We start from the raw sequence: 20387 nt of genomic DNA on the forward strand, positions 1-20387 counted from the left end.
GTCACTCCCTCTCGCATTCCGTGTCCACATCGTCACTCTCCGTCGTACGATCGTCCCGATGCGAGCACGGTACGAATTCAAGCTGCTGGGACCACTGGAAGTGCGCCGGGACGGGCTGCCGGTGCCGCTCGGAGCCACCAAGCTCCGGGTGTTGCTCGCTGCTCTGCTACTGGAGGCGGGCCGGGTCGTCCCCGTCGACACCCTGACGGAACGGCTGTGGGGCGAGGAGCCTCCCGGGCGGGCCCGCAACACCTTGCAGAATTACGTTCTGCGACTGCGCCGCGCCCTGGGCCCCGGCCTCGTACTCACCCATCCCCAGGGGTACTTGATCGAGGCCGGGCCCGACCGCCTGGACCTCCTGCGGTTCAACACCCTGGTACGGGACGGGCGTACGGCGCTGTCGTCAGGGCATGCAGAGCATGCATCCGCACTGCTGGGCGAGGCCCGGGGGCTGTGGCGCGGCGAACCACTGTCCGACCTGCCGGCCGAGCTGGTACGGGACATCGCCCCCGCCCTTGCCGAACAGCGCCTGGACGGCGAAGAGTTGTGGATCGAGGCGGAACTCGCACTGGGCCGCTCCGGAGCCGTACTGCCGGAACTGCGAAGGCTCGTCTGCGCACACCCGCTGCGCGAACGCTTCTGGGCGCAGCGGATGCTGGCGCTCTACCGGTGCGGGCGGCAGGGCGAGGCCCTGGAGTGCTACCGGCAGGTGACCGCGTTCCTCGTGGAGGAGCTGGGCGTCGACCCGGGCACCGAACTACGCACCCTGCACGGAAAACTGCTCTCCGCGGCACCGGAGTTGGGGACCCCGGGCGCGGACGCTTTGGCCGGGCCCCGGACATCAGCCGGTACGAAGACCCGAGCCGGCGCCGAAGCCAAGGCGCAAGCCGGGGCCGAATCGGCGACGGCGACTGCGGCGGCGGCTCCGGCTCCGCGTGTACCGCAGCGCCGGACGGAAGAGGAACGAGTGGCGGGGCGGGCTCCAGGGCTACCGGCGGAGCCATCCGCAGAGTCACAGACCGAACGACGCGAAGAAGGCTCGACAAGCCCGGTGGAGGTCTCCGAAGTACCGGGCCCCTCACAGGCTCCCGAAGCACCCGACCTGCCAGAGGCCGCCGAGACGCCGGGCCCGTCGGGGGACAGCCCTGGACCCCCCAGGCCCACCCCGTCAGGGGAAACCCCAGGATCATCCGGGCCCACCGACGCACCAGGCCGCCCTCCGGCCTCAGAGCCCGCAGAGCCCGCAGAGCCCGCAGCGGGCGCAACGGGCGCAACGGGCGCAACGGGCGCAACGGGCGCAACGGGCGCAGGATCCGTCGCCCCGTACGCGACCGCCACCCGCCCGGCAGGGTCCACCACCTCCCCGCAAGCCGTAGACCCGCTTGCTCCCTGCTCCGGCGCCCTGCCCGCTCCGCATACCAAAGACCTGCCCGCCCCGCGCGTCAAAACCCCACCCACCCCACTCACCCCACCCACCCCGTGGACCGGAAACCTCCCCGCCGAGACCACCACCTTCGTCGGTCGTGAGATCCAACTCGCCCACGCACGAACCCTCCTGACGACCTCTCGACTGGTTTCCCTCACCGGCGTCGGCGGCGTCGGCAAGACCCGTCTTGCCCTGCGGGTCGCGGCGGAGGCCGCCGGTGGGGCAGTCGGCAGCCGGTCCGCCCGCCCCTGCGACCTCTTCCCCGACGGCGTCTGGCTGGCCGACCTCGCACCCCTCACCGAACCGTCCCTGCTCGCCCGGGCCGTGGCCGCCTCGCTCGACCTGCGGGACCAGTCCGCCAGGCCCGCAGCCGATACGGTGGCCGAGTACCTGCGCGACCGGCGGCTCCTCCTCGTACTGGACAACTGCGAGCACCTCGTCGAGGCTGTCGCCGCGCTCGTACTGCGTCTGCTGCGGGCAGCGCCCGGGCTGCGGGTGCTGGCCACCAGCAGGGAGCGGCTCGGCGTGCCGGGCGAGTACGTCCTGCTCGTACCGTCGCTGACGCTGCCCCGCCCTCAGGGGTTCCACAGGCTCCCTGCCCCCTACGGGTCACGTGGGTCAGACGGGTCTCGTGGAGTCCATGGAGTGCACGGGGCGTATGGGGCGCACGGGTCGCATGAGGCCCGCCGGGCCTGCGACGACTCGTCGGAGGCGTTCCGGCTGCTGGTCGAGCGGGCCCTGGCCGCCGCGCCCGCATTCCGCGTCACCGACCGCAACAGCGGCGCCCTCGCCCAGCTCTGCCACCGGCTGGACGGCATTCCGCTGGCCGTCGAACTCGCCGCCGTACGCCTGGGCACCATGGCGCCCGAGGAGATCCTGGACCGGCTCGACGACCGTTTCCGGCTGCTGTCCGTGCCGCACACCCGCACCGCACCCACCCGCTACCAGCAGACCCTGCGCGGGGTCGTCGACTGGAGCCACGACCTGTGCACGGAGGGCGAACGGCTGCTGTGGGCAAGGCTGTCGGTCTTCTCCGGCAGCTTCGACCTGGAGGCCGCCGAGGCAGTCTGCGCGAGCGACGACGGGGGCACGGACGGATGCGAGTACGGATGCGAGTACGGCGGCGCGGAAGGGGGCGCCGAAGGGGACGACGAGCCACCTGGCAGCAGCTCGGACCCCGGTGGCATCGCCCGCGAGAGCGTGCTCGACCTGCTGGCCGGGTTGGTGGACAAGTCGATCGTGATGGTCGAGACCGACGCGGACGGCGCATCGCCCAGGGCCAGGTACCGGCTCCTGGAGACCATCCGCCAGTACGGCCGGTACCGGCTGCGCTCCACCGACGGCCCGGGCCGGAGCCAGGACGCCACGACCGCCCTCCGCCTCCGGCACTGCGCGCACTACCGCTCCCTGACCGCCCGCGCCGCAGCCGAGTGGTGCGGCCCCGACGAGGCGGACTGGCTGTCCCGGCTCGACCGCGACCTGCCCAACCTCCGCGCCGCCCTGGACTTCTGCGGTACGCAGCCGGGGCTGGCCGTCGTCGGCATCGAGATCTCCGTGAACCTCACCAGGACCCGCTCCTGGTTCTTCAGCAGCACCCTGGGTGAGGGACGGCACTGGCTGGAACGACTGCGCGGTCAAGTCACCGACGTACCACCTGAGTTGGACGTGACGGTGGCCGCCATGACGGCGTGGATCGCGATCTGCCAGGGGGACGACGGAGCGCCCCGCGCGCTGCCCGCCGACCGCACCGGTCCACCCGCTCCTGCCGGTCACGCCACCCCTGCCACCTCTACCGCCCCTGCCCTCTTCATCGAGGGGGCGCACTCGATGCTCGTACACGGCGAACCCGCCTCGATCGACACCCTCGTGCGCGCCCGCGCCGCGTTCCTGGCGGCCGGCCACACCGGCGACGCACACATGTGCACGATGCTCTGGGCGATGGCCGCCGCTTTCCTCGGAGACCGGGAGACCGCCTTCCGGGCCCGCGAGGTGTACGTGGCGGAGGCGGAGCGCGCCGGTGCCTACTGGGCGCAGACCTGGGCCCAGTGGTCTGCGGGGGTGGCCGAACTCCGGCACGGCGACCCGGACCGGGCCGTCGCCCCGATGCGTGGGGCGCTCGTACGGCAGTACGACCTCGGGGACCGGTGGGGGCCGGTGTGGAACGTGGAGTCCCTCGCCTGGGCGGTCGCGGCGACCGACCGCCATCACCACAGGGCCGCCCGCCTGCTGGGCGCGGCGCACCGGCTGCGGGAGATCACCGGGGTCGCCCTGATCGGGCTGCGCCCCCTCCACGACGTACATCTGGAGACGGTGGAACTGGTGCGGGCGGCACTCGGCCCGCAGGGGTACGAGGAGGCCTGGGAGCGGGGCGCGGCGGCGGAGGACAGCGTGGCGCTGGCCCTCGAACTGACGGCCCCCGACGGAGCCTGACACTGCGCCTCGGGCAGCCGCCCCGGACAACTGCCGGGCCCGCGCTCCGGTTGTGCCGCGCTCCGGTTGCGGATGCGCCGCGCTCCCGTTGCGGGTGCCTCGCTCCGATTGCGGGTGACCTGGGTGTGGCTGAGTGTGATCGGTGAGACAGCCTCACCACCGGAAGGAACAGCCCCATGGGCCACACCGCCGCCCTCTCCGCCTCCGTCACCGTTGCTCTCTGCGGCGTACTGACACTCGGTCCCGCCGCAGTCGCGTCACCGGAGGCACGGACGGCCCCGTCCACCTCCGCCGCCGCTTCGGTTTCGTCCGTCGTGTCCGGCACCGGGAACGTCGCGCCCGAACCCAAGGACAAGGACCGCGAGAAACTCGCGTCGACCCTGCGTACCGTCACCAAGTTCGGTGCGGCGTCGCAGAAGACGGGCAAGGTCGCCGGACTCGCCGTCAACGGCGAGAAGGACAAGGCCAAGCTGGAGAAGGCCCGCAAGGCCTCCGACAAGGAACTCGACAACCTGATGGCCATCATCCCGGGCGGCTCCCCCGCCGCCACGGACGGCCGCGCCGTGACACCCTCCTCAGCGCTGTCCTCAGCGCTGTCCTCCGCACCCTCCTCCGCGCGGGCCGATCTCAAGGGCTCGGTCGCGCTGATCAAGGCCGACACCCAGGCACTGGTGGACGCCGCGCTGAAGGCGGACGTCGAGGCGATCATGAAGGCCGGCGGGACGCTGATCGTCCACATGGGTCAACTGGCCACCACCATCTTCGTGGAGATCGGGCTCGGTGCAGTGAAGGACGTTCTGCCGAAGCTGCCGGCCCTCAGCCAGCTCCCGACCGTCCCCGCAGTCCCCGCCGCCCCGACCCTCCCCGCAGTCCCTGCCGCCCCGGTTCTCCCTGGAGTCCCCGCCGCTCCCAGCGTCCCCACAGTGCCGGCGGCCCCCAGCGTCCCCGGCGCCCCGGCCGCCCCCAGCGTTCCCACGGTCCCCGGCGTCCCGGCCGTCCCCGGCCTCCCCGGCGCGGAGGCGACGGTGGGCCGCTGAGCCACCCGGTGCAGGGGGTACGCGGACCGCACCAGGACTCCGCACACCCCCTGCACAACCGGCCCCACCCCCTGGACAACCGGCCCCACCCCACCCCACCGCACCACCGACCCCACCCCACCGCACAACCCCTCGCACCACCGGCCGCACCCCACCCCGCCCCCTGCCTCAGAACCCCATGTACCAACCTGGTCCAGACCTCTTGACGACTGGTCTGGACCTCCTTAGCGTGTGGGCGCATCTCCTTCGCGTCGCACCCCTTGCGTCTCCCGGTTCCCCCACCCAGGAGGTTCAGCATGTCCCCACGCGCCCGTACCGCCACTCTCCCCCGCCTGCTGACGGCCGCCCTGGCCGCAGCCTGCGTCGTCCCCCTCACGGCCGCAACAGCTCCCACCACCACCCCCGCCGCGCCGACCGCACCGCCCGCCGCCGACACCTGTCCGGTGAAGTCCAAGCCGACGGGGAAGGTCCTCCAGGGGTACTGGGAGAACTGGGACGGCGCCGCCAACGGCGTTCACCCGCCGTTCGGTTGGACGCCGATCACCGATCCCCGCATACCCCAGCACGGCTACAACGTCATCAACGCCGCGTTCCCCGTGATCCTCAACGACGGCACCGCGCTGTGGGAGGACGGCATGGACGCGACCGTGAAGGTCGCCACCCCCGCCGAGATGTGCCAGGCCAAGGCGAGCGGCCTCACCACCCTGATGTCGATCGGCGGCGCGGCGGCCGGAATCGACCTCAACTCAACTGCCGTGGCGGACAAGTTCATCGCGACGATCGTCCCGATCCTGAAGAAGTACAACTTCGACGGCATCGACATCGACATCGAAACGGGCCTCGTCGGCAGCGGCCAGATCACCAAACCCTCCCCCTCCCAGTCCAACCTGATCCGCATCATCGACGGCGTCCTCGCCCAGATGCCCCCGAACTTCGGCCTCACCATGGCCCCCGAAACCGCCTACGTCACCGGCGGCAGCGTCACGTACGGCTCGATCTGGGGCGCGTACCTCCCCATCATCAAGAAGTACGCGGACAACGGCCGGCTCTGGTGGCTCAACATGCAGTACTACAACGGCAGCATGTACGGCTGCTCCGGCGACTCCTACTCCGCCGGTACGGTCCAGGGCTTCACCAAGCAGACCGACTGCCTGAACAAGGGCCTGGTCATCCAGGGCACCACCATCAAGGTCCCCTACGACAAACAGGTCCCGGGCCTCCCCGCCCAACCGGGCGCCGGCGGCGGCTACATGAACCCCAGCCTCGTCTCCCAAGCCTGGCGCACCTACAACAACCAGCTCAAAGGCCTGATGACCTGGTCCCTCAACTGGGACGGCTCCAAGAACTGGACCTTCGGCAACAACGTCAAGGCACTCCAAGGCCGCTGACCCACCAGACCCAGACCTCTTCCCCCGCGGAGGCGCACTGGCATGCACCCCGCACGTGGGCCGTTCCTGCCCCAACAGGAACGGCCCACGACGCCATGCCGACTGTCGTCGGACGACCACATCTCCGTGCGCTGGTTTCCAGCTCCTCGCCTCCCTGCGAGCCTCCCATGCCTCCGCTTCGGGTAGATTTTCGAGTCCCGGGGGACAAGCGGGGGACAGCGCGTTTCGCGACCTCAGCGCCTTGCCCGGGGCAGCGTCCCGGGGGACGAGAGTGAGATGCGATCCCTCCTGTTGCACCTCTGCGGTGGGCGTTCGTCGCGGAACAAGGGCAAAGGGCGCGCCCGCTTCGGCCTGGGCGAATTGAGGCATCAAGCTGGTGCAGGTGCTGAGCATCGAATCAGTCGACAGAAGGGTGCCCGGGGAGTTCCCTGTTTCAGACCAATCGAATCAACTGGACTGAATTCGCCGGACCCCACATCCGCTAGGTCCTGGACGAGATCAATCCCTGCATCAGATCTGGATCAGACTGGCTCCGACCCATGCGAGTTCGCGACATGTGAAGAAGCCGCACCAGGGTTTACCTGGTGCGGCTTCCTCAGGCATGAGCCGAGATCTCCGCCGCGCCACAAAGCCCCAGCGGTTGCCTGTGATGGAATATCTTGAGGTATTCCTCTGGAGCTCCCGATTGCTCAGGATCTTGAGGAGTCCAGCATGGAGCGGCGACCCGCCACCGGAATGACGGGCCGCCGATTTCCGCTCAGTGAGGGTCTGGCCTGTAGGGGGGCGCTACAGCCTCGTACGAGAGGGCGATATCGACCACTTCCTCCGGAGTCAGCTCAGGATCATGCCGGTAGATCAAGGAGTATGCGCCCGGATACGGAACACTCTCCTCGAACAGCTGCTCCATGGCGTCGACTTCCTCTTCGGTACCGCTGAAGGCAACGATACGCCGCACCAGCTCAACGAGCTGATCTCGAGAGAGAGCACCGAGTGCCATTTCGCACCTCCTCAGTCGTAATGATAGCCAGGATCCAGCACTTCGGCGTGATACCGCGGAGTCGCAATGATGAGGTTGTCCAGATCATACACACCGCCACCATCATGGATCGGCGTCCGGTGATGCAGGACATAGCTGTTGTTCTTTCCGACGGCCTGAGTGGGGTCAACCTTGGGTGCCGCACCGTTCTTCATGCGGTAGTAATCCCGGGCACCAAACTGCTTGGTCAGTTCGGGGACCTTGGCGATTTCACCCCAGAACGCCTTGCGGAAATCATCCCAGTTCTTGAACTCTCGGCCCTGCAGAGCACGAGCCACCTGACCAGGAACCTTTCCAGCATTGCCGGCGGAACCTCTGAGCCATTGCCCATTGACATCCGGGAGTTTACTCCCGCCGACGACGCCGCCGGCCGACTTCCGCAAGTCAGTTGCCTTCTTGACGTTGTCCAACTGACGCGGAGCCTTCGCAATGTCCCCAAAAGGCAAGAAGCCGACAATGCCAGCTGCGATGGCCCAGTTATCGCCTTCGTCGACTGATCGCTTGAGATCGTACGCGTCGCACCCCAGGCCGAAGACAGGGATCCAACTGCACGCCGCGAGGCCAACCTCCTTGGCCTCCTCAGCAGAGGGGGGCGTACTTGTGCTTTCGATCAAGTCCTCGCCGCAGACTGTGATGAGGCCAGTGCCGCGACAAGGTATGTGTCCATCGAGTTCGATGAAGCTTGTGGGGTTGCCACCTGCGAAGGCGTAGCGGTTGCCGGTCATGGGGTCGCTGCCGAGTCCCATGCCTGCGAGGGCGCCGTTGTACGTGTCCCGGCTGGTGAACCGGTTCAGGCCCGGGCTGTAGTCCCGGAAGCCCATGTCGTACGTGGATGAGGAGGCGTCCCACCGCTTGGAGTTGAAGCGGTACGGGTTGTACGCCTCCTTCGTCGGGTTCGACGCCGAGGGCTTGTCGATGCCGGTGAAGTCGGACGTGTCGTCGGATCCGTAGGCGGTGTAGCCGTACGTCGACTTCGCGTTGCCGTCCTTGTCCGTCAGGGTTTCGACGTCGGTGTGGCTGTTGTAGCCGTAGTACGACTCGTCCGTCGTCGTGCCGTCTGCCGCGTGCTTGACCTGCGAGATGCGTTCGCCCCACGGGCTGTACTGGTACGACGCGGTGAGCTTGGTTGCGACTTCCTCGGTGAGGACCTCACCGGACATGCCCAGGTAGTTGTACTCGGTCTTCTTCCCGTCCTCGGTTTTGGAGGTGGTGCGGTCGAGGGGGTCGAAGGCATACGTGGTGGACTTCAGCACACCCTTGGCGTCGGCCTTGTCGTGCTTGACGACGTGGTCGAAGCCGTCGTAGGTGTTCTTCTCGATGACCTGTGTGCCGGCCTTGACGGATTCCTGGCGGCCGAAGGGGTCGTAGATGTGGTCCGCGACGGCGGTGCCGACCGTGGTCTTCAGAAGACGGTTGCGGTCGTAGCCGAACGTGGTCGTCTTGCCCTTGACCGTCTGGGAGATGACGTTGGCGTTGTCGTCGTGGATGTACGTCTCGACGCCTGTGCCGTTGCCGGTCTTGTCCGCCTTGGCGAGGCGGTCGGCCGGGTCGTAGGTGTACGTGGTGGTGGAGGACAGGAGTTTCGTCGCGTCGTCGGCGTTGCGCTTCTGGGCGATGTCCTGTGCCTTGTTGCCGTTGGCGTCGTAGGCGTAGGCGTGACCGGAGATCAGGGTGCCGTCGGGCTTCTTCTCCGTCTGGGTCTTGAGCGCGCCGTCGAGGTAGTAGGTGTAGCCGACGACGTTCTTGTTGCCCTTGATCTCCTGCTTCTTCTGGCCCCGGTCGGTGTAGTCGTACGTGGAGACCTTCGCCGCCGGGTCCGTGGCGGACTTGCCGACCGTCACCGTCTTGACCAGCTCGCGCAGGTCGTAGGTGTAGGAGGAGAACTGGTCGGGATGAGTCTGCGTCTTGGGCTGGCCGTTCTCGTCGTAGGTGTAGGAGGTCTTCTTCTTCTCCTGGCCCGCGAGTGCCTCGGTGACCGTCTCGACCTGGTTCTGGCCGGTGTAGGTGACCGTGTACGCGTCGATACGCCGGCCTGAGGAGGTGTCGTCGACGGAGGTGAGGTTGCCGTTGACGTCGTAGGCGTACGCGAACTTCTTCTGCTCGACGTCCACCTCGGCCGAGGCATCACGGACCAGCTTGACGCTGTCCGCGGCGACCGCACCGGCGCCGGATTCGAGGAGCTTCAGGCGGGCTTCGGTGCCCTCCTTGAAGTCGTAGTCGCCGATCTTGACCCAGCCGTCGGTGTTCACCCGCTGGTCGACCTTGACGTCCGTCTCGCCCTTGGCGTGGGAGAGGGAATACGTCGCGGACGGCGAAGCCCCGTCTACCTTCGGGTACTTGACGTACGCCGCGTACTTTCCATCCTTGGGGATGTTCAGCGTCCACTGGAAGGAGTCCGTGCCCGTGCCGGGCGCGTGGACGTGGTCGCGGGTGAGGGTGCTCTTCCATTCCCGGGCGCCGGTGGCCGAGACGTTCTGCTGGTCGGTGTTGTTGACGAGCACGACCGACTGGCCAACGGGGATGCCACCGTCCTGCAGGGTCTTGAGCTTCCCGTCGGGGAAGTGGTCCCACGTCATCGTGCGCTGGGAGGAGCCGCCCGCGGAGGTGAGGGTGCGCTTTGTCTGCTGGCCGAGGTCGTCGTAGTCGTACTCCGTGAGGATGTCCCACGGGTCCTTGGCCGACTTCACCCAGCCGGTGTCGTAGTAGGAGTAGACCGTGTCGTTCCGGGTCAGCTCGCCCGAGCTCGGGGGCATGGAGACCTTCGCCACCCGGCCGACCGCGTCGTAGGTGGTCTCGGTGAAGACCTTCTTGTTGTAGCGGGCGTCTTTCGGGTCGTAGTGCTGGTACTGCCGCTTGGGGCGGTTCAGGGCGTCGTAGGTGGTCTCGGAAGTGAAGTCCTCCGTCGCGTCCGGGGCCTCGGTTTCGGCGCCGCGCGGCGAGATCACCTTGATCTGGTTGCCGACCTGGTCGTAGCCGAACTTCGTCTGTCGGATCACGTCCGCGGCGTGCGGGGTGCGGACGACTTCGAGCTTGCCGCGCTTGTCGAAGTCACGGATGACCTTGTTGCCCTCGGCGTCGGTCGCGGCGACCGGCAGGGAGTCCTTGTCGTACTCCTGGCGGCTGGTCTTGCCCTCCGCGTCCGTGACCGCGATGACCCGGTGGTTGAAGTCGTAGTCGGTCTTGGAGGTGAAGTCAGTCGTCGACGGGGTCTTGTTCTTCTTCGGGTCGATGACCAGGACCGGGTTGCCGACGCCGTCGTAGACGTAACTTACCTTGTCACCGGCCGCGTTGGTCACGTCCGTGAGCTGGTAGATCTCGTCGTAGGTGTGGGTGGTGACGTAGTCGCGTGCGTCCGCCGGCGTGGCTGTGCCCTTGGGCTCGGTCGTCGTCTTGAGGTTGCCGACCTTGTCGTAGGTGTACGTCGACTTGCGCTCGGCCGAGGTCGCGGTGTCCTTGGGTGCGGTGGCCCACGCAGTCTGGTCGGCCGCGTCGTAACCGGCCTCGGAGACCGCGCCGTTGATGGCGGTGGACTTCGTGACGTTGTCGTTCTCGTCGTAGTCCGGAGCGATCGTCGTGAGGATCTTGCCCGCCGTCTGGTCCTTCGGGACGGTGGAGACCAGCGGACGCCCGTACGTGTCGTACGTCTGCGTGATCTTCTTGCCCAGCGCGTCCACGACAGACCGCACCTGACCGCGCTCGTCGTAGGCGGTGGTGGTGACGTGGTTCTCCGCGTCCGTGGTCTTCTGCGGGTAGCCGGTGGGCGTGAAGTCCGACGTCAGGGTCGCGTGACCGTTGGCGTCCGTCGCCTTGCTGAGCTGGCCGAAGCCGTCGTAGTCGTACGTGGTGGTGTAGTCGTTGTCGACGTCAGCGGTCGCCACCCCCTTCGGGTCGGTGACCTTCGTGAGGTTGCTGTGCTCGTCATAGGTGAACTGCCAGCTGCGGTTCTCCGCCGACGACTTCTTCCACAGGTCGGCCGCGTACCCGTCCACCTGGGTCTTGTACTCGTAGCGCACCGAGTGGGCCGGGAAGACATTCGGGCCCGCGCATTCCCCCGCGCTCGGCACGCCGGCCTTGTTGTCCTCGGCGCTGCGCTGCCAGATCGGGAACCCGGTCTTGCGGTCGTAGCAGTAGGCGGTCTTGGCGCCGTTGTTCTCCTCGATGAGGGTGACGTTGTGGTCGTCGTCCCAGGTCATCTTCGTGGTCTGGGACTTGGCGTTGGTGACCGTGGTCGCGCGGTCCAGGCCGTCGGTGACATACGTCGAGGAGTGGCCCTCGGCGTCGGTGACCTTGGTGGCCCCCACACCGGGGCCAACGCCGGAGTCAGTCCCGGCTCGCTGCTCGCCCACTTTCGCTACAGGATCATGGAAGGGTGGCGTGGGGCCCGGGAGTTGTTCATGGGCCGCCCCAACCGGGCGATTCGGGCTGCGATCACCCAGCGCCGTGCGGACGTGATCGACCTCAAGCTCGCCGGTGTCGACTGGCTGACGATCGCCCGCAAGCTCGCCGCCGACCCGTCGATCAACAGTGACGGGGTGGCGTACCCGCAGGGGTACGGCATCGACAAGTACAAGCGCGGCCAGGAATCTCCCACCCGACAAGCGGCTGATCGAGCTGGCGTGCAAGGACGTCTCGAAGGCCCTCCTGGAGCGCACCACCGTCCTCGACGGGAACAGCGACGAGCTGCGGCAGCTCATGGTGGAGCGACTGGAGCGACTGTTCTTCACGGTCTACCGGGCGGCGATCCGCTCCGGCGACGCCTCCTACCGCTCCGACGTGGCCGACGACCACAGCCGGTGGATCCGGGACGCGATCCTCAACTACAGCCCCCAGCTCGGCATCAGCCTGCGCCCCGGCTCCTCGGCCGCGAACCGCTTCGACCTGACCCGTATCGAGCCCGGCGGGTCGGTCATCCTGATCCAGACCCGATGGGACGAGGACGACCTCGCCGGTCGCGTCCTGGCGGACGAGGGCGACCGGTGGACGGTCATCGACCTGCCTGCCCTGGCCCTCGCCGAGGACGACGCTCTCGGCCGCCCGCTCGGCGCACCCCTGTGGCCCGAACACTACGACCACGACGCGCTCGCCGAGATCCGCAGATCGGTCGGGGAACGCGTCTGGTGGTCGCTGTACATGCAGCAGCCACGCCCGCAGGACGGCGGCGTGTGGGAGTGGGTATGGATCACCAACAACCGCATCAGCGCAGCCCGGTTCCGGGGCCTTGACCTCACCCGCATCGTGGTCGCCGTCGACCCGGCGGGCAGAGAGTCAGCCGTCGGCGACGAGACGGGCATCGTCGCTACCGCGACCGTCCAAGACGGGCACCTGTACGTCCTGGACGACCGTTCCGGCAACCGAGGTGCGGACGCCTGGGGGCGCGAAGCCTGTCTCCTCGCGAGCGAGCTGCGGGCGGACGCGATCGTCGTCGAGTCGAACTACGGCGGCGACATGTCCAAGCAGATCCTCAACCAGGCGTGGCAGGAGCTCCACCGTGAGGGGCGCACGATGGACAGCCCCGACCGGATGGATGCGGCCGTGCATGCCATGACGCAGCTCGCCGACCCGCAGCACAGTGGCGTCACCTCGTCCGCCTACCGTGACGGACGTCTGTCGGGACGCCGTTAGGAGTGACGTGTGTGCTCCGCCTGCCCGGCTTGGTCAGTACCAGATCTGCTCCGCGCCCCGTCGGCCGCTGCCCCGTGCACAGCTGTCCACACGCCCCGTGAGACGTGCGGACAGCTGTGCTGGGCCATAGGCGAGCGGGCCTGGGCTACTGGGTGGCGATCTTCGGGTGGAGGTAGAAGGTCTCGTTGGGGAGGGGGACGTTCCAGAGCTGGTCGTACCACTGGATGACCCAGGTGCCGTCGCCGGTCTGGTTGCCGCGGATGTTGGCGTAGAGGCCGGTGGCGTTGTTGCGGAGCAGGGTGAGGTTGGGCATGCGCGGGTTGGGGTGTTCGAGGGTGAAGTTCTGGGTGTCGCGCTGGTTGCCGCCGGGGTTGGGGAGGCCGTCGATGTCGTGGCAGTCCCAGATGTTGAGGTAGTCGCCCGCCCGTGAGCTCTGGCCGTTGGCGACGTCGAGGCACTTGCCGTTGTCGGCGCTCATGATGCGGTACATGGTGTGGCCGGTGCCGGTGGAGGTGCCGATCGGCTGGAGGGTCCAGCGTTGGTTGGGTGCGCCGTTGGCGTGGTACTGGATGACGTGGCTGCCGTTGGCGTCCTGGCCCTCGTAGACGTCGAGGAGTTTGTCGCTGTTGTCGGCGTGGACGGTCAGTTCGGCGGGTCCGGCGCCGGCGCGCATCGACTGGAAGTACACGGGCCAGTGGTCGCTGCCGCGGTTGATGCCGACGGTGGCCTGCCAGTTGTCGGTCTCGACGTTGGAGATCATGTAGTCGAGTTCACCGCCGCCCTGGTGGGTGGCCTGGCCGGAGTTGTAGACGCGGGCGTCGGCGGGCAGGTTGAGATTGGCCGCGACGGCCGGGTTGAGGTTGAAGTCGCCGAGCACAGCCCAGTGGTTGAGGCCCCGCCCGTTGGCCTCGTCGGCGACGTCCTGGACCAGGGCGCGGACGTCGAATCCGGTGCCGGAGGCCCCGTGGACGGAGGCGAACGCGACGTCGTCGGCGGGGTTGGTCACCAGCAGCGCCGAACGGTAGTAGCCGGGGACCTCGACGACCTGTCCGGGGTAGAAGGACGTCGCGATCGCCAGGTTCCGCGACTGCTGGGGCAGCATCTGGAGGCAGCGGAAGCTACCTCCGCCGAGGTCCCAGAGGTAGGTGCGGATATTGCCGTGCTGCTCGATGAGGGTCGCCGAGGCGGGCGGGTTGTTCGGGACTTCCTGGAGAGCGAGCACGGAGGTGTCCCGGGCGATGATCGCCGCACCCTGCCAGCGGTCGGAGCCGACCTGCATGTTCCAGGTGGCCGCCCGGTGGGTGTCGGGGTCCGCAGCCCGCGCGGCCGCGGTGCCGTTGACCATCAGGGCACACAGCACAAGAAGGGTGAGCACCACAGCGGCGGCACGGCGGCCGGTGCGTTCGAACTGTCTTGCACGATAGGCATCTTGACGATGCGTCAGCACATTCACCCCGCACAGTCTGCGCACACAACGAGAGCGCGGCACCGCGAAAACCGGGCAACATGAGCCGCACCTTTCTTAGCGGCACAGGCCGCCCCACCAAAACCTCGGAGAGCTGAGCAGACGTAGGGCAGATATGACCGTTCCCGCTGGCCCCCTCTTCGTATGCCTCACCTGGTGTTCGGCGTGGGGGTGTTCCGCGCTGGACCCGCAGGCGGCGCGCCTCCGTCTCGTCCTCCCCACCTGCGTGGGGGGTGTTCCGCTGGACGTGGGAGGGCCTGGGCGGGCTCTGGTACTCCAGTGGTACTTCACTGTTCCCGCTGGTCAGAGGCGTTCTTTCGAGCGTAGTGGGCTGACGGTACCTCAGGGCCCGGTTCCGGCGCAGCCGTCGTGGGCGGCGGGCCGAAAGGTGCAGGCTCGGGGCATGATGGCGGACTTCGTCACGGGACGCCGGAGTGCCGAACTTGAGGACCTGTTCCTGCGGGTGAGCGGACGGTTCGGCCGGGTTGAGGTGCGGCGCCGGATGCGGGATTACGTCCGGGGCCTGCTGGGCCGGTCGGCCGCAAGAACAGCCGGCAGCCGACCGAATGCGCCGGTCACCACGGCCCGTACGGACTGCAGCACCTGCTGTCGCGGAGCAGAGGGGACCCCGACGAACTCCGGGACGACGTGCAGGAGTTACGTGGCCCTGCGGCTCGGCTCCCCGGACGGTGTCCTGATCGTGGACGACACCGGCTTCCTCAAGAAAGGGCGTCGTCTCCGCCGGGGTGCAGCGGCAGTACTCCGGCACGGCCGGGGCCCGTACTTCAACAAGTCCACGGCAGAAGGGGTGTTGGTGGGAGTCTGAATCATGGCTCCGCTTCTGGCTGACCGCGTCGCCGCCCGCGTGCTGCGGGCATCTGGCTGTGCCGCACCCGGCTCTCGACGAAGGACAGCCGCCAGGCGGTCAGCATTCCGGTCTCCACCCTCGCGCTGGGCTCACTGCTCGGTGCGCCGGCCACCGGACCGGTCAGCGACCTGGTCGGCGGTCTGCGTCCCATGCTGTGGGTCTTCGCCCTCCTCGCCGCGGCATGTCTGGCACTGTCCTTCACCCGCATCCCCGAATCCACCACGCGGGCACCCGGCACGATGGACTGGACGGGGGCACTGCTGCTGAGCGCCGCCCTGGTCCTCTTCCTCGCCGGGATCTCCCAGGTGAACAGCTCGCCCCTGCCCTCTGCTTCGGCCATCGTCGCCGGACTGCTCCTCTTCACCTTCTGGGTGTGGTGGGAACGGCGCGTCGCGCACCCGCTGGTGGACGTGCGGGCGTCGGCGTCGCGGGCGATGGCGCCGCATCGGCTGTCCGCGATGGCGTTCGGCGTGGTGATGCTCGCCGCACCGGTCGTGTGCGTCAGCCACCTCGACGCTTCTCCACGGCACGAGGGGTACGGGTTCGGTCTCGCCGCCTGGCAGATCGGCATGGGCATCGCGCTCCCCCAGCTCCTGTCCTTCGCCGGAGCCGCCCTGGCCGCATCCGTCGCGGCCCGCCTGGGACTGCGGCGGATGCTGAAGCTCGCCTTCCTCCTCACCGTCGGCGGTCACCTCGCGCTGCTCGCCGTCCACGACTCGCTGGCGCTGTTCCTCCTGGCCTACGCGATCGCCGCGGCCGGAATGGGCCTGGTCCTGGGCGGTCTGCCCATGGCCGTGGTGGAGGCCGGCACGGCCGACCGGGTGGCGGGAGCCTCCGCCGTCTACAACAACCTCAAGACGGTCGGCGGCAGCGTGGCGAGCACCGTGTTCGCGGCGGTGCTCGGCTCGTGGGTGCTCAGCGGCACCAACACCCCCGCCCTGGGCGCCTATCTGGCGATCTGGCGATCTGGCGATCTGGCGATCTGGGGAGTGTGCGCCGCTGTGACGCCGATCGCCCTGCTGGTCACGCTCGCCATGCCCACCCGCGACTGACCGTGCGCGCGCGACGCCCAAGTGGTTGCGGGTACGGGATCATCCGTTGGGGTGGCGTTCGGCGATCAACTTGGCGCGCAGGACCTGCCACTGGGCGGCCATGTCGTGTACGAGGTAGAGCTCACGGTCACGGGTCCAGGGCTGGCCCGACTTGCGGTCGTAGGTGTGCGGCATGGCGATGCCCCGGGGGGCGAAAGCCGTCATGCCACGGTCCCGGGTGGTCTGTACGCAGCGCTTGTGGTGGTCACGGAAGCCCACCACGCAGGCGGTGCCGATCCCCCCGGGCAGGTCCTTGCGCGCCTCCGCGACCCGTGCGGCGACGCCATCGGTGCTGAGGTAGGTGAGGGTGCCGTCCTCGGCGACGACGGGCTCGATGGAGATGACGTCGTCCATGCGGTGCTTGCCGCGCAGGAACCGGGCGATCTCCCACTGGGCGTAGACGGGAAGGTCACGTCGGGCGCGAATCAGGGCGACCGTGTCGGCGAGCGCCTCATTGACCGGACCCGGCTCAGGGAGGGTCTTGTCCGGGTCGCCGCCGATGGCCGGCCGGTTGCCGAACCCGTAGGCCACGATGAAGTCCGTCCGATGCAGTGAGGTGGTGGGCGGACGCCAGTCGAATCCGACGTCCAGCAGGTGCGGCGTGAGCGCACGGGCAGTGGCCGAGTCGTCGAGTCCCGGCCCCAGGACGGCCCGCATGTGGGCGCCGAGTCCCGGTGCCGCGTGCCCGGTCGACCGGTCGGCCGCTGCGGGTGAGGCAGTGGCCGGGGACGGCACGGCCAGCGAGGACACGGCGAGGGAAGCGGTCACGGCGGCGGTGAATTGACGACGCTGCACGGAGATCCTTTCGAGGGTGATGGGCACGGGGGCCGGTGCCGCCATGCTGCGGGAGGCCGACGTCCGGTGAGGGAACTCCGGGTGAACTCGGGCGGCTTCCTCAGGTGAGGTCGGGATCTCTCGCCCCGTGAGGTGGGGATCTCTCGCCCCGGCTTCTCCTCCTGGCGCCCGGACCATCGTCCTGGCCCGGGCCCGTCCGCGCCATCGCCACCGCCACCGCCACCGCCACCGCACCACCCTCGCGGACCGGGCCTCGACGAAATCCCCGGATCTGACCGGACGCGCCATCTCCGCGCCGGACGCGTGATCAGAGTTCCGCGAGGTCCTCGGCGACGCGGTGCAGCGCGGCAGTGGGGAAGTGCGCGCCCGCCGTGGCGGCGAGGTCGATCAGGGGAGTCGAGCCGAGCATCTGGAGCAGTTCCGAGTCGACGACGCCGGGCAGGTGGGTGCGCAGCACCTCGACGGCGAAGGGGTCGGCGATCAGGGCCTGGAGCGGTGTGCGCAGCGACAGCCGGCCCGCCGGGAAGTCCGCCGTGCGGGCTTCCTCGGCCTCCGGCCGAGCTTCGAGTCCGAGGGCTACGACCACGACCACATCGAACTCCCCACCGAGTTGCTCGCCGCCGTGACGGCCGTCAACCCGGACACGGTCGTGGTCCTCGACAACGGCAGCGTCGTCCGCCTGTCCGGCTGGATCGACGACGTCCCGGCCGTCGTGGAGGGCTGGCTGCTCGGCCAGGCAGGCGGCTCCTGCTCCGCGATGGCCGCCCGGCGTCGCACCAGGGGAATCCGGAACCCTGGACGGACGGGCAGACGCGGCGCCGTGAGGCGATCATCTCCGGCGTGCTCCTCCTGCCCAGCACTGCCGTCCTGTCCGCCCTGCACCACCTGCCCGGACCGGCGCGACCTGTCGCGGTCGGCCGCCCCTTGCGTTGAAGCGCGCTTCAACTCGTACGGTTCTCAAGTGGCGACCGAGCAGATCCACGGAACCCTGACCATTGCCGAGACTTCCGAGCTGACCGGGCTGAGACCCTCCACACTCCGCTACTACGAACGCATCGGGCTGCTCGACAGCGTGCAGCGCGGACCGGACGGGCGGCGCCGCTACCAGGTGTCGGACCTGGCCTGGATGGCGTTCCTGCTGCGGCTGCGGGCCACCGGGATGCCCATCCAGGGGATGTTGGAGTTCGCGACACTGCGCCGCGGCGGGGACGCCACCGTGCGGGAGCGGCTGGATCTGCTGCGGCGGCACCAGGCACGGGCCAGAAGGGACTACGAGGCCGTCATGCGCAGCCTCGACGCCATCGACAAGAAGATCGTGCACTACGAGCGACTGGTGGAGGAACGGGATGGGGACAGCGGACGCACGGAGTGAAGGGCAGCCGGAGGATTCGGCGGCCCGGGGCAGGCGGGCCTTGCTGCGGTACGGATTCATCGGAGGGGCCGGCACCCTGGCAGCGACCTCCCTGACGGGTGTGGCCGTGGCCGGCGGCACGGACCGCGGAGAGTCCCGGCGGTACGCACGGGGCGTGGCGCGGATGAAGGAGATCGCCGGAGAGGATGCCCTGGCCACGGTGGAGGCGCTGAAGGACATCGCCCCGGACCTGGGGCGCTTCGTGGTCGAATTCGGATACGGGGATGCGCACGCACGGCCAGGACTCGCCGTGCGGCAACGGCAGTTGGTGACCATCGGCGCACTGACCGCCGCCGGGGACACCGCCCCGCAGCTGCGTTTCCACGTCGGCGCCGCGCTGCACGTCGGCCTGGAGGCGGCGCAGGTGGTGGAGGCCCTGATCCACGTGGTCCCCTTCGCGGGGTTCCCCCGGGCACTCAACGCCCTGGCCGCCGCGCGGACCGTGTTCGAGGAGCGGGGGGTGCGGGTGAAGCCGATCGAGGTGGAGACCGGCGGGGACCGGTACACACGAGGCGAGGAGAGCCTGCGGAAGGTCGACGGCGAGCGCGGGATCGAGGTCATCGAGTCCCTGAAGGACGTGGCACCCGATCTCGGCCGATACATCGTCGAGTTCGTCTTCGGGGACGTCTACACCCGACCGGGCCTCGACCTGCGCCAGCGGCAACTCGTCACACTGGGCGCACTGATCGCCCTCGGCGACACCGCACCCCAGCAGGGCGTGCACGTCAACGCCGCGCTCAACGTGGGGCTTTCGCCGCGGCAGGTGATCGAGACCGTCATCCAGACCGTCCCGTACGCAGGGTTCCCCCGGGCCCTCAACGCCGTGGGAGTCGTGCGCAAGGTCTTCGCGGAGCACGGAATCAGCGCCACCTGACCGACGTGCCACGACTCGCTCCCGTGCCACCGGACGGCGCAGGCAGATCGAGTATCCGACGCACGCCGGCGACGCAGGCCGACGGCTCAGGCCGACGGCTCAGGCCTGCGACGCCGAGACCCGGCGGGCCCGTTCCCCCTCGGCTCACAGCCAGACGTCGCACCAAGGGGCTACGCGCCGCTGTCCCGGCCGACGACAGCTTCCCGGAATCGCCGCTGCGCCTCCGGCGCCCCGTCGGAGCACCCTCACCGGACGGAGGGGTGCTCGCGGGCACCTCCATCGCGGACAGCCGTCAACTCCGGTCGGGCAGTCGCAGCGCTGTCTCCTGGCACCGTGGTCCTCCCCACCGACGTAGGGACGTTCCGGACTGGTCGAGTGCGTACGCACCGCGCCGAGGTCTTCCCCACCAACATGGCGATGCTCTACGGCTGATGGCCGCCTGGCGAGCAACTGTGCGGGGTGCCGAGCCCGCTCTCCCGCGACACCGGGCCCACGCGAACACGTCGACATCCCCCGCCATTTCACCGCCGCTGGACCCTGGCTGGATCCGCCCCGGCCTCACGACATACACGCAGGTGGAAACCCCGACGCCCACGTGCGGCAACAACGTCAAGGCGCTGCAGCACCGTTGATCGACTGAATTGGCAAACCAGCAGGTCACACGGGTCCGCCCCATCCGGGGTGAACCCGTCCCGGATCTCCGTGGATAGGTTTTGGCCGGCTGACCTGACGCTTCGTCACCCGTCATCACCTGCCGTTCTCCACACGCCGGCTGGATCGTAGCTGGATGGGCGGCAGCGGGGCAGCCCGACGGGCGACGGGGGCGCCCGTGTGGGGCGAGCGTTCCTGCCCCCCCCATTACCGTTTTCGTTGGCTCCGCAACGGAGCTTCCGGCCTCCGGGACCGGCATGACTTCCCCCCCTTGTTGACCATGATCCGGGGGG

Annotated in this window: 12 protein-coding genes and 3 pseudogenes; 9 read left to right on the forward strand and 6 right to left on the reverse strand. The window is 68.9% G+C overall.

Going from position 1 to position 20387, the window contains the following annotated elements; all coding sequences use genetic code 11:
- Positions 1 to 58: 58 nt before the first annotated feature.
- The 3 genes from ACWGIG_RS13010 to ACWGIG_RS13020 all read left to right on the forward strand — a co-directional run bounded on the left by ACWGIG_RS13010 (position 59) and on the right by ACWGIG_RS13020 (position 6281).
- Positions 59 to 3856 carry a BTAD domain-containing putative transcriptional regulator gene (locus ACWGIG_RS13010; protein WP_453321619.1) on the forward strand — a complete coding sequence of 1266 codons (3798 nt, stop codon included), beginning with the start codon at positions 59 to 61 and terminating at the stop codon, positions 3854 to 3856.
- A gap of 176 nt (positions 3857 to 4032) precedes the next feature.
- Positions 4033 to 4893 carry a hypothetical protein gene (locus tag ACWGIG_RS13015; protein ID WP_453321620.1) on the forward strand — a complete coding sequence of 287 codons (861 nt, stop codon included), beginning with the start codon at positions 4033 to 4035 and terminating at the stop codon, positions 4891 to 4893.
- Between the two features lie 296 nt (positions 4894 to 5189).
- Positions 5190 to 6281, forward strand: a complete 1092-nt coding sequence (locus ACWGIG_RS13020; RefSeq protein WP_453321621.1) for a chitinase — start codon at positions 5190 to 5192, stop codon at positions 6279 to 6281.
- A gap of 757 nt (positions 6282 to 7038) precedes the next feature.
- On the opposite strand, the gene ACWGIG_RS13025 is transcribed toward ACWGIG_RS13020, so the two are convergent.
- Positions 7039 to 7278 carry a hypothetical protein gene (locus tag ACWGIG_RS13025; protein ID WP_453321622.1) on the reverse strand — a complete coding sequence of 80 codons (240 nt, stop codon included), beginning with the start codon at positions 7276 to 7278 and terminating at the stop codon, positions 7039 to 7041.
- Positions 7279 to 7289: 11 nt separating this feature from the next.
- A pseudogene (locus ACWGIG_RS13030) lies at positions 7290 to 11699 on the reverse strand (golvesin C-terminal-like domain-containing protein); the annotation flags it as partial.
- 142 nt (positions 11700 to 11841) lie between these two features.
- Here ACWGIG_RS13030 and ACWGIG_RS13035 point away from each other — a divergent pair.
- On the forward strand, positions 11842 to 12939 hold the full coding sequence (locus ACWGIG_RS13035; RefSeq protein WP_453321623.1) for a hypothetical protein: 1098 nt from the start codon (positions 11842 to 11844) through the stop codon (positions 12937 to 12939).
- Positions 12940 to 13084: 145 nt separating this feature from the next.
- Here the strand turns inward: ACWGIG_RS13035 and ACWGIG_RS13040 are convergent, their stop codons facing one another.
- A complete protein-coding gene (locus ACWGIG_RS13040) occupies positions 13085 to 14314 on the reverse strand; it encodes an RICIN domain-containing protein (protein ID WP_453321624.1) in 1230 nt (409 codons plus the stop codon).
- A gap of 493 nt (positions 14315 to 14807) precedes the next feature.
- Here ACWGIG_RS13040 and ACWGIG_RS13045 point away from each other — a divergent pair.
- Positions 14808 to 15180: pseudogene (locus ACWGIG_RS13045) on the forward strand (transposase); the annotation flags it as partial.
- A gap of 51 nt (positions 15181 to 15231) precedes the next feature.
- Here the strand turns inward: ACWGIG_RS13045 and ACWGIG_RS13050 are convergent.
- On the reverse strand, positions 15232 to 15423 hold the full coding sequence (locus tag ACWGIG_RS13050; RefSeq protein WP_453321625.1) for a hypothetical protein: 192 nt from the start codon (positions 15421 to 15423) through the stop codon (positions 15232 to 15234).
- Between ACWGIG_RS13050 and ACWGIG_RS13055 the strand changes: the two genes are divergently transcribed.
- On the forward strand, positions 15422 to 16324 hold the full coding sequence (locus ACWGIG_RS13055) for a hypothetical protein (protein WP_453321626.1): 903 nt from the start codon (positions 15422 to 15424) through the stop codon (positions 16322 to 16324). The genes ACWGIG_RS13050 and ACWGIG_RS13055 overlap by 2 nt on opposite strands.
- 39 nt (positions 16325 to 16363) lie before the next feature.
- Here ACWGIG_RS13055 and ACWGIG_RS13060 read toward each other — a convergent pair whose 3' ends face one another.
- Positions 16364 to 17158, reverse strand: coding sequence for a hypothetical protein (locus ACWGIG_RS13060; RefSeq protein ID WP_453321627.1), 795 nt, complete (start codon positions 17156 to 17158; stop codon positions 16364 to 16366).
- 307 nt (positions 17159 to 17465) lie between these two features.
- A complete protein-coding gene (locus ACWGIG_RS13065; RefSeq protein WP_453321632.1) occupies positions 17466 to 17750 on the reverse strand; it encodes a hypothetical protein in 285 nt (94 codons plus the stop codon).
- Here ACWGIG_RS13065 and ACWGIG_RS13070 point away from each other — a divergent pair.
- The 3 genes and pseudogenes from ACWGIG_RS13070 to ACWGIG_RS13080 all read left to right on the forward strand — a co-directional run.
- Positions 17751 to 17852: pseudogene (locus ACWGIG_RS13070) on the forward strand (hypothetical protein); the annotation flags it as partial.
- A 267-nt stretch (positions 17853 to 18119) separates the two neighbouring features.
- Positions 18120 to 18530, forward strand: coding sequence for a MerR family transcriptional regulator (locus ACWGIG_RS13075; protein ID WP_453321630.1), 411 nt, complete (start codon positions 18120 to 18122; stop codon positions 18528 to 18530).
- A 163-nt stretch (positions 18531 to 18693) separates the two neighbouring features.
- The gene (locus ACWGIG_RS13080; RefSeq protein ID WP_453321631.1) at positions 18694 to 19443 is read left to right on the forward strand and encodes a carboxymuconolactone decarboxylase family protein; all 750 of its coding nucleotides are present in this window, start codon (positions 18694 to 18696) and stop codon (positions 19441 to 19443) included.
- Positions 19444 to 20387: the final 944 nt, after the last annotated feature.

The sequence above is a fragment of the Streptomyces sp. NPDC054863 genome, from assembly GCF_053610825.1.

Bases quoted from the DNA above. Each gene is read 5' to 3' on its own strand.
- ACWGIG_RS13080 (WP_453321631.1), top strand. From the start codon at position 18,694: ATGAAGGAGATCGCCGGAGAGGATGCCCTGGCCACGGTGGAGGCGCTG.
- ACWGIG_RS13015 (WP_453321620.1), top strand. From the start codon at position 4,033: ATGGGCCACACCGCCGCCCTCTCCGCCTCCGTCACCGTTGCTCTCTGC.
- ACWGIG_RS13010 (WP_453321619.1), top strand. From the start codon at position 59: ATGCGAGCACGGTACGAATTCAAGCTGCTGGGACCACTGGAAGTGCGC.
- ACWGIG_RS13025 (WP_453321622.1), bottom strand. From the start codon at position 7,278: ATGGCACTCGGTGCTCTCTCTCGAGATCAGCTCGTTGAGCTGGTGCGG.
- ACWGIG_RS13055 (WP_453321626.1), top strand. From the start codon at position 15,422: ATGCTGTGGGTCTTCGCCCTCCTCGCCGCGGCATGTCTGGCACTGTCC.
- ACWGIG_RS13050 (WP_453321625.1), bottom strand. From the start codon at position 15,423: ATGGGACGCAGACCGCCGACCAGGTCGCTGACCGGTCCGGTGGCCGGC.
- ACWGIG_RS13020 (WP_453321621.1), top strand. From the start codon at position 5,190: ATGTCCCCACGCGCCCGTACCGCCACTCTCCCCCGCCTGCTGACGGCC.